General features: G+C 74.4%; 10 protein-coding genes. 7 read left to right on the top strand and 3 right to left on the bottom strand.

Features of this window, described 5'->3' with window-relative positions; all coding sequences use genetic code 11:
* Positions 1-65 precede the first annotated feature (65 nt).
* Positions 66-386, bottom strand: coding sequence for a hypothetical protein (locus ABD067_RS09750; protein ID WP_343895062.1), 321 nt, complete (start codon positions 384-386; stop codon positions 66-68).
* A 532-nt stretch (positions 387-918) separates the two neighbouring features.
* Between ABD067_RS09750 and ABD067_RS26405 the strand changes: the two genes are divergently transcribed.
* The 5 genes from ABD067_RS26405 (at position 919) to ABD067_RS09725 (ending at position 4,582) form a co-directional block, all read left to right on the top strand.
* Positions 919-1,674, top strand: a complete 756-nt coding sequence (locus ABD067_RS26405; RefSeq protein WP_408871533.1) for an alpha/beta fold hydrolase — start codon at positions 919-921, stop codon at positions 1,672-1,674.
* Positions 1,650-1,895: a hypothetical protein gene (locus ABD067_RS09740; protein WP_343895060.1), complete on the top strand. Its 246-nt coding sequence runs from the start codon at positions 1,650-1,652 to the stop codon at positions 1,893-1,895. The genes ABD067_RS26405 and ABD067_RS09740 overlap by 25 nt, the downstream gene beginning before the upstream one ends.
* A gap of 67 nt (positions 1,896-1,962) precedes the next feature.
* Entirely contained in the window at positions 1,963-3,279 is a 1,317-nt protein-coding gene (locus ABD067_RS09735; protein ID WP_343895059.1) for a dihydroorotase, read from the top strand.
* Positions 3,280-3,310: 31 nt separating this feature from the next.
* Complete coding sequence (locus ABD067_RS09730; RefSeq protein WP_343895058.1) at positions 3,311-3,970, top strand: glutathione S-transferase family protein; 660 nt, start codon at positions 3,311-3,313, stop codon at positions 3,968-3,970.
* 93 nt (positions 3,971-4,063) lie between these two features.
* Positions 4,064-4,582: a hypothetical protein gene (locus ABD067_RS09725; RefSeq protein WP_343895057.1), complete on the top strand. Its 519-nt coding sequence runs from the start codon at positions 4,064-4,066 to the stop codon at positions 4,580-4,582.
* 28 nt (positions 4,583-4,610) lie between these two features.
* Here the strand turns inward: ABD067_RS09725 and ABD067_RS09720 are convergent, their stop codons facing one another.
* Positions 4,611-4,982: a hypothetical protein gene (locus ABD067_RS09720; RefSeq protein WP_343895056.1), complete on the bottom strand. Its 372-nt coding sequence runs from the start codon at positions 4,980-4,982 to the stop codon at positions 4,611-4,613.
* Positions 4,983-5,064: 82 nt separating this feature from the next.
* On the opposite strand from ABD067_RS09720, the gene ABD067_RS09715 reads away from it, so the two are divergent.
* Both ABD067_RS09715 and ABD067_RS09710 read left to right on the top strand, forming a co-directional pair.
* Positions 5,065-5,721 carry a tetratricopeptide repeat protein gene (locus ABD067_RS09715; protein WP_343895055.1) on the top strand — a complete coding sequence of 219 codons (657 nt, stop codon included), beginning with the start codon at positions 5,065-5,067 and terminating at the stop codon, positions 5,719-5,721.
* Positions 5,721-7,079: an outer membrane protein assembly factor BamB family protein gene (locus ABD067_RS09710; RefSeq protein WP_343895054.1), complete on the top strand. Its 1,359-nt coding sequence runs from the start codon at positions 5,721-5,723 to the stop codon at positions 7,077-7,079. Before ABD067_RS09715 ends, ABD067_RS09710 begins: the two co-directional genes overlap by 1 nt.
* Positions 7,080-7,179: 100 nt before the next feature.
* Here the strand turns inward: ABD067_RS09710 and ABD067_RS09705 are convergent.
* Positions 7,180-7,707, bottom strand: a 528-nt coding sequence (locus tag ABD067_RS09705) for an SH3 domain-containing protein (protein ID WP_343895053.1), incomplete at its 5' end; no start/stop codon positions are given.

The following is a 7,707-nucleotide window of genomic DNA, read 5'->3' as shown; positions in this document are numbered from 1 at the left end:
CGCCGAGGCCGCCCGCCCACGTCACGCGACGCTCAACTCGGCGTCCGGGAGCGGGAAGCGCGGTTTCACGCGGTGAGCGTCACCATCTTCCCGCCGTTGTCCAACGCGGTGAACGTGTCGGTCACCTCGCACTTGTCGGCGCTCCACTTGGTGCCGCCGATGTGGTGCTGGTAGGTGACCCTGAACTGGGTGCTTTCGGCCCCTATCCCTTCAAGGTCGCGCTTGAAGCTTACGCTGTGGTCCTTCTCGATCTTCTGGTGGCCGTCGGCGCCGAACATGTTTTCGGACTTCCATTTCGAGCCGTCCTTGTACTCGAACTTCGTCGCCTTGATTTCGCCGTGGGTGCTGTTCCGCAGGGTGATGGTGAAGTCCTCGCAAGTGGCCATTTTCCGTCTCCGACTGGCGTCCGGTTGCTTTCTCCAGCCACGTCCATCGCCGCAACCACGAGCGATGGCGGCCCCGAGGCCGGAAGCCCCGCGAGCGGGGTGCGGCTCCTCAGCGGTTCGCTTCTTCGTCCTGTCCGGTACGGGCCTGTCCTGTGCGGGCGCTTCGCGGGTGCCGCCGGGCGCTGGCCGGCGCCGTGCCCCGCCGGGTCACGCAACGGGCGCTCCACGACGGAGCGCTGCTAGCGCCATCCTGCGGCAGAGTGGACGGGACCGTGCGCCAGCGTCTGCGCCGGGTCTGTGCCCTTTCGCACAACTTGGCCGCCACGCCCGTGGTCGCGGCCCGCGCCGCCTTCGCCAGATCGGGGCGTCGGCCGGAACATCGCCACCGGCTCTGCCGCATGCCATGCTGCCAGCGTCGGGAGGAATGCCAGGGAGACCGGGATGGATCGCCTGACCAGGCTTGTCGCCGGCGTCGGCGCTCCGGCCGTGTTCGCCGCCGAAGAGGCGCCGGCGCGGCCGGACGGAGACCTGCGTGCTCGTCCAAGGCGCGTGGCACGGCGGCTGGTGCTGGCGCGACGTGGCGGACGCGCTGCGCGCTCAGGGCCACCGGGTTTTCACGCTGACGCAGACCGGCCTCGGCGAGCGCCGGCACCTGCTCTCGCACGACGTGACGCTCGACGTGTTCGTGGACGACGCCGCGAACTTGGTGGAGGCGGAGGAGCTGTGCGACGCCATCCTCGTCGGCCACAGCTTCGGCGGCAGCGCCATCAGCGGCGTGGCCGACCGGATGCCTGGGGCTGTGCGCCACCTCGTCCACCTCCACAGCTTGACGGTGGAGCCGGGGCTGAGCCCCTTCGGCATGCTGCCGCCGGACGTGGTCGCCGCGCGCCGGAAGCAGATCGCGGAGCGGGGCGGCGGCGTTGCCATCCCTCCGTCGCCACCCACGCGGCCGCCCGGGCGCCGCGTGGGTGGCGCGGCGGCTCACCCCGCACCCGGCCGGCACCTACGAGAGCCCGCTCCGCCTGAAGAACCGCGTCGGCAACGGCCGGCTGCGCACCTACATCGCCTGCACCGCGCCGGTCTGCGCGCCCCTGGAGGCGTCGCGGCAGTGGGTGGAGCGCCAGGGCGGTTGGGGCTGGCAGGAGATCGCCACCGGCCACGACGCGATGGTGGCGGCGCCGGCCGAACTGGCGCGTATGCCGCTCGCCATCGCGTAGCGCTGGAAACCGCGGTAAGCTCCCGGCCCGGACGGGAAGCGTCACCATGGATGATGCCCTGCGGTTGCTGACGATCCAGTTCCTGGCGTGGGTGGAGAGCGCACCCAGGACCCACGGCGAGGCGATGGCCGCTTGGCGGACCTCCTGTCCCAGGCTCCCCGTGTGGGAGGATGCGCTGGACGGCGGCCTTGTGCGCCTGGAGCCGGTGCCCGGCGCGGCGATGGCGGACAGCGCCGTCGCCCTCACGCCGCGCGGCGAAGCCCTGCTCGCCGCCTTCGCCGCGCACGCCTGACTCCGCCACGGGTTGCAGACGCGGCGGCGAGGCGGGACAACGGGGCGGAGCGGGAGGGGACCGGGCCATGGCGAGCTTCGACCTGGTGCTGCGCGGCGGCGCGCTGGTGCTGCCCTGGGGCGTCGAGACGGCCGATGTGGGCGTGCGCGGCGGGCGCCTCGCCGCGATCGGCGACCTCCGAACTGCCGGAGCGGCGGAGACGATCGACTGCGCCGGGCTTCACGTGCTACCGGGCTTGATCGACGCCCACGTCCACTTGCGCGATCCTGGCGATCCGGCGGTCGAGACGCTCGCCACCGGCACGCGCGCCGCGGTGCTGGGCGGCTTGGCCGCGGTGTTCGACATGCCCAACACCGCGCCGGCGATCACCGATCGCGCTCGGCTGGACTGGAAACGCGAGCACCTGGACGGCCGCGCGCACTGCGACGTGGGCCTCTACGTCGGCGCCACCAAGAGCAACATCGCCGAACTGGCGGCGCTGGAGCTGGAGCCGAACGTCTGCGCGGTGAAGGTCTTCGCCGGCAGCTCCACCGGCGACCTCCTTGTGGAGGACGACGAGAGCCTGGAAGCGGTGATGCGAAGCGGCAGGCGGCGCGTCTGCTACCACTCGGAGGACGAGTACCGCTTGCAGGAACGGCGCCCCGCCTACGCCGGCGGCGGGCCGCACCGGCTCCACATGGAATGGCGCGACGTGGAGTGCGCGGCGCTCGGCACCCGGCGGCTGATGGCGCTGGCGCGCAAGACCGGCCGGCCGGCGCACATCCTGCACGTCTCCACCGCTGAAGAATTGAAGTACCTGAAGGATTTCCGCGACCTCGCCACGGTGGAGGTGCTGCTGAACCACCTGACCCAGACGGACGAGGCCTACGACCGGCGCGGCGGCTACGCGGTGATGAATCCGCCGATCCGCGACGAGCGGCACATGCGCGCCGCCTGGGCCGCGGTGGCGGACGGCACGGTGGATGTGGTCGGCAGCGACCACGCGCCCCACTCGCGCGCGGCGAAGGAGAAGCCCTGGCCGTGCACGGCGGCGGGGCTGACCGGCGTGCAGACCATCGTGCCGCTGATGCTGGACCACGTGAGCGCCGGGCGGCTCTCCCTTTCGCGCCTCGCCGACCTGATGTGCGCCGGCCCGGCGCGCGTCTACGGCGCGGTGGGCAAGGGCCGCCTCGCGGCGGGCTACGACGCCGACTTCACCGTGGTGGACATGAAGCGCGAGCGCACGATCGAGGAAAGCTGGATCGCTTCGCCTTGCGGCTGGACGCCCTTCGCCGGGCACCGCTGCAAGGGATGGCCGGTGATGACCGTGGTCCGCGGGCAGACGGTGATGCGCGAGGACGAGGCGATCGGCGGACCCCGCGGAGCGGCGGTGCGGTTCCGGTGACGCCGGTTGCGGCAGAGGGCAGGGGGCATCCATGGGCTTGAGGATCTACGGCGTGCTGCGTTCCCGGGCGACGCGCCCGGTTTGGCTCGCCAAGGAGCTTGGCCTGCCGTTCGAGCGGGTGCCGGTGATCCAGGCCTACCGGCTGGAGCGGCCCGATGCGCCGGACGCGCCGCTGAACACGGCCTCGCCCGCCTTCCGCGCGGTCAACCCGAACGGCTTGGTCCCGACCATCGATGACGACGGCTTCGTCCTGCACGAATCCCTCGCCATCACGCTCTATCTCGCCTGCAAGCACGGCGGCCCGCTGGCGCCGCGCGACGCGTGCGAGACCGGGCTGATGACCATGTGGTCGCTCTGGGCCGCGACGCGGTGCGAGCCGCACGCCCTCACGATCCTGCAACGCCTCCCCGCTTCGGCCAAGGACCATGACCCCGCCGCGGCCCGGGCGGCCGTGGACGCGTTGCGGGAACCCTTCGGCGTGCTCGACGCGGCGCTGCGGGACGGTGGAGGGTTCGCCGTCGGCGCCCGATTCACGGTCGCGGACATCAACCTCGCGGAGGTCTTCCGCTACGCCCAGCCCGCGTCGGGGCTGTTCGACGCCAACCCGCACGTGCAGCGGTGGCTCGCGGCCTGCCAAGCGCGGCCCGCGTTCCGGGAGATGATGGCCGAGCGCGAGACCGAACCGCTATAGGGTCGCTGCCCGCCGGCTCCTCTCGATTCCCGAGCACCTTGGCGTCCACGCAGCGTTCGTGGGCTTGCGAGGAAGAATGGAGGGAAACGCCGCATGGGCGTGGAGATCGCCGCCGAGCGCAAGCTGCTCACCGAAGACGAGTACGACCCGGTGGCCCGCAGCCACCACCCGGCCGTCCAAGGGCTGGCGCGGGACGAGCTGGTCGAACTCGCGCGCTGGCTGCGGTCGCGCCGCGCGCGGATGCGCGACACGGTGCGCGAGCGGAGGCGCATCCGCCGAGGCAAGGCGGAGCCGCGCGGAGCGGCGGCCGAGCCGCCGAGCGAGCGCGGCTTGTCGGCGAAGAAGCAGGTCTTCGCCCGCGCCCTGCGACGCGTGAACGGCCGGATTGAGCGGCTCCGGGCCGAGGAGAAGCGCGACCGCGCCGTGGCCAACTTGCGCGAGGCCTTGGAGCGCAAGCGCGCCGCCCCCGTCCACCACCCCAGTCCGGGCCGGACCGCCGACGAGGGCATGCGGCCCAAGGACAACCAGGAGCCCACGGTGCAGATGGACCCCCGCGAGATCGGGCGCGTGTCCCAGTTCGTGCGTGACGCGCAAGCCCGGCGCGACGCCTGACCGGCGGGCCGGTGGCGCTTCCGCCCGCCTACCAAAGGCCCCAGCGCCGCGTCCGGTGCGCTTCCTGCTCCGCGGTGAGCCCCTCCGGCCCGTCCGCCACGCCGCGCTGCATCGGGAAAGCCAGCGGCGGTTCGCGCCAGCAGTCCACGCGGCCGAGGCTGCGGGTGCAGTAGGGCGGCGGCGCGGGCGGCGGTTCCACCGGGCGGCAGTAGCCCAGGCCGCGGTCGAGCCGCACCACCGAGCAGTCCCGCCCTGTCGCCAGCGACACCGCGGCGTCCATTGGCGTCCGCCCGATCACCGCGACGGAGCCGACGCCCACCGCCGCCGTGGCACCGAGCGAGGCGGGGTCGCAAGCGGCGAGGAAGGGCAGGAACAACAAGAGGCAGAGCGGCCGGCGCATCCCGCCACCCTGCGGGCGCCGGGGTTAACGCCCCCACAACGGGCTGCTAGACCGCGGCCCCGCCCCATCCGGAAGGAGCGACGTGGCCGACATCTTCGACGAGGTGAAGGAAGACCTCCGCGCCGAGCGCACCAAGCAACTGTTCAATCGCTACGGCGGCCTCCTAGCCGGCTTGGCGCTGCTGGCCGTGGTGGCGGTCGCCGGCGTCCAGGGCTGGCGCTGGTGGCAGGGCCGGGCGGCAATGGCCACCGCGGAGGGCTACCTCGCCGCCGCGCGCGCCGCCTCCGAGCAGGGCACGGACGCCGCCGCTGCCGCCGGGCGTTTCGACGCGGTCGCCGCCGAGGCGCCCTCCGGCTACCGCGTGCTGGCCCGCCTGCGCGCCGCCGCCTTGCGCGCGGAGGCGGGCGAGCGCGACGCGGCGTTGGCGGAGTGGGACGCGATCGCGCGGGACGGCTCGGCGGACGCGACATTCCGCGAACTCGCCACCGTGGTGTGGGGCACGCACGCTTTGGAGAAGGACGACACCGCGGCGGCGGTCGAGGCGCGGATGGCGCCGCTGGCCGAGGGCAACGGCCCGTTCCGCGCCTCCGCCGCCGAGGTGCGCGCCCTGGCGGCGCTGAAGCGCGGCGAAACGGATGCGGCGCGGCGGGCCTTCCAGGCGCTGGCCAACGACGGCGGGGCGCCGCCGGGCGTGCGCGAGCGGGCCGGGCGGCTGCTGTCCGGGATGGGCGGCGCCTGATGCGCCGTTTCCCCGTGTTTCGCCGTGCCGCCCTGTTGGGCGCAGCCGGCGGCCTGCTCGCCGGCTGCGAAAGCGTTTCCGGCGCCTTCGACTCCATCTTCGGCGAGCGCGAGCGGCCCTTGCCCGGCGAGCGCCGGCCGGTGCTGGCCGCCGAGCGGCCCCTGGGGCTGGACGCGGCGGCGGCCCGGGGCGGGCCGATCGCCCTGCCGCCCATCGAGGAGAACGCCGAGTGGCCGCAGGCCGGCGGGGAGGTCGACCATTCGCCCGGGCATCCGGCGCTGGCCCGCGGGTTGGCGGAGGCGTGGCGCTCGTCGGTCGGCACCGGCTCCGGCTACCGGCGCCGCCTGACCGCGCCGCCGCTGGTGGCCGGCGGTACCGTCTTCGCCATGGACGCCTACGGCCGGGTGACGGCGCTCGACGCGGCGAACGGCCGCCGGCGCTGGGACGCGGACACGCGCCCGCGCCGGGACCGCGACGGGGCGTTGGGCGGCGGCATCGCCTTCGAGGGCGAGCGGCTCTACGCCGTGACGGGCCTCGCCGAGGCGATGGCGATCGACCCGGCGGACGGCGCCATCGGGTGGCGCGTTTCCCTGCCGGCACCGGCGCGCGGCTCGCCCACGGTGGCCGGCGGCCGTGTCCTGGTGCCCACGGTCGAGAACCAGCTCGTCGCGCTCTCCGTCGAGGACGGGCGGCGCCTCTGGACCTACCGGGCGCAGCCCACCACCACCATGAGCCTCGGCCTGCCCGCGCCGGCGGTGGAGGGCGAGCTGGTCGTGGCCGGCTTCGGCTCGGGCGAACTGGCGGCGATCCGCGCCACGGACGGGCGGCCGGCCTGGAGCGAAACCCTGTCCTCGGCGCGCGGCGGCGGTTTGGCCGACATCGCCGCCATCACCGCCATGCCGGTGGTCGACCGCGGCAGGGTCTTCGCCACCGGGCTCGGCGGCCTCACCGTGGCGCTCGACCTCCGGTCCGGCCGGCGGCTGTGGGAGCGGGAGGTGACGGCGGTGGAAACGCCCTGGTCCGCCGGCGACGCGCTGTTCCTGGTGTCGACCGGCGGCGAACTCGCCTGCCTCGGCCGGGAGGACGGGCGGGTGCGCTGGATCACCTCGCTCGGCCGGTTCCAGAACGAACGGCGGCGGCGCGACCCGATCTTCTGGGGGCCGCCGGTGCTGGCGGGCGGGCGGCTGCTGATTCCGGGCAGCCACGGCCGCATGGCGGAGGCGAACCCGCTGGACGGCGAACTGCTCGGCACGACCCGGCTGCGGGACGGCGTGGTGCTGCAGCCGGCGGTGGCGGCCGGCGTGCTCTATCTGCTGACCGAGGACGCGGACGTGGTGGCGATGCGGGGGCAGGGATAGGGCAGGGGCGCGCCCGACTGACGCCGATCGGGCGCGCGAGGATGCCAGTCGAAACCGTAGGCCGGGGCGGCGCTGGGCTCTCCCCGGCCAGGCGCGCCGCCTACTCGATCGCCTCGTCCGCGCCCACGCCCCAGATCTCGGAGCGGCGTATCCAGCCTTCGTGGTCGGCGACCCGCACCTCGCACCAAGCGCTGCCGGCGGCGCAGCGGCGGACCAAGCCGATGACGCCGGGCTTGAGGTGGGCGACAGCCGAGGCGTCTGCTTCCGGCCGGCGGCGTAGCGCGCGTTCCTCCCCTTGGACGAGGAAGGTGCGGCGGGCGTTGAGCAGGGGGCGCTGCACCCAGCCTTCCGTGCCCTCCGGGTCGCGGATCTTCCGCCAGATCTGGTGCTCCTCGACGATCTGCACCGGCAGGTCGCGCCGCTGGTAGGTCCACTCGATGCGGTAGCGCAGGTCGGGGCCGATCCGCATGTTCACCTGGTTGGAGCCGAGCGCCGCGAAGCGCGGCAGCGGCAGGCCGGTGACGGTGCCGACCACGGGTCTGGGCGGCGCGGAGGGCTGCGCCGGCGGTGGCGCCTCGGGCTCCGGCGGACGCGTCACGGCGGCCGCGGCCGCCCCGGCCGCGGCGGC

The sequence above is a fragment of the Craurococcus roseus genome, assembly GCF_039523795.1.
In the GTDB taxonomy this organism is placed as follows: domain Bacteria; phylum Pseudomonadota; class Alphaproteobacteria; order Acetobacterales; family Acetobacteraceae; genus Craurococcus; species Craurococcus roseus.
The sequence above is the reverse complement of the archived record's forward strand: the minus strand, read 5'-3'. Positions and strand labels throughout refer to the sequence as shown.

Excerpts from the sequence above, each read along its gene's own strand:
- ABD067_RS09750 (WP_343895062.1), bottom strand. The coding sequence starts at position 386 with ATGGCCACTTGCGAGGACTTCACCATCACCCTGCGGAACAGCACCCAC.
- ABD067_RS09740 (WP_343895060.1), top strand. The coding sequence starts at position 1,650 with ATGGATGATGCCCTGCGGTTGCTGACGATCCAGTTCCTGGCGTGGGTG.
- ABD067_RS09735 (WP_343895059.1), top strand. The coding sequence starts at position 1,963 with ATGGCGAGCTTCGACCTGGTGCTGCGCGGCGGCGCGCTGGTGCTGCCC.
- ABD067_RS09730 (WP_343895058.1), top strand. The coding sequence starts at position 3,311 with ATGGGCTTGAGGATCTACGGCGTGCTGCGTTCCCGGGCGACGCGCCCG.
- ABD067_RS09725 (WP_343895057.1), top strand. The coding sequence starts at position 4,064 with ATGGGCGTGGAGATCGCCGCCGAGCGCAAGCTGCTCACCGAAGACGAG.
- ABD067_RS09720 (WP_343895056.1), bottom strand. The coding sequence starts at position 4,982 with ATGCGCCGGCCGCTCTGCCTCTTGTTGTTCCTGCCCTTCCTCGCCGCT.
- ABD067_RS09710 (WP_343895054.1), top strand. The coding sequence starts at position 5,721 with ATGCGCCGTTTCCCCGTGTTTCGCCGTGCCGCCCTGTTGGGCGCAGCC.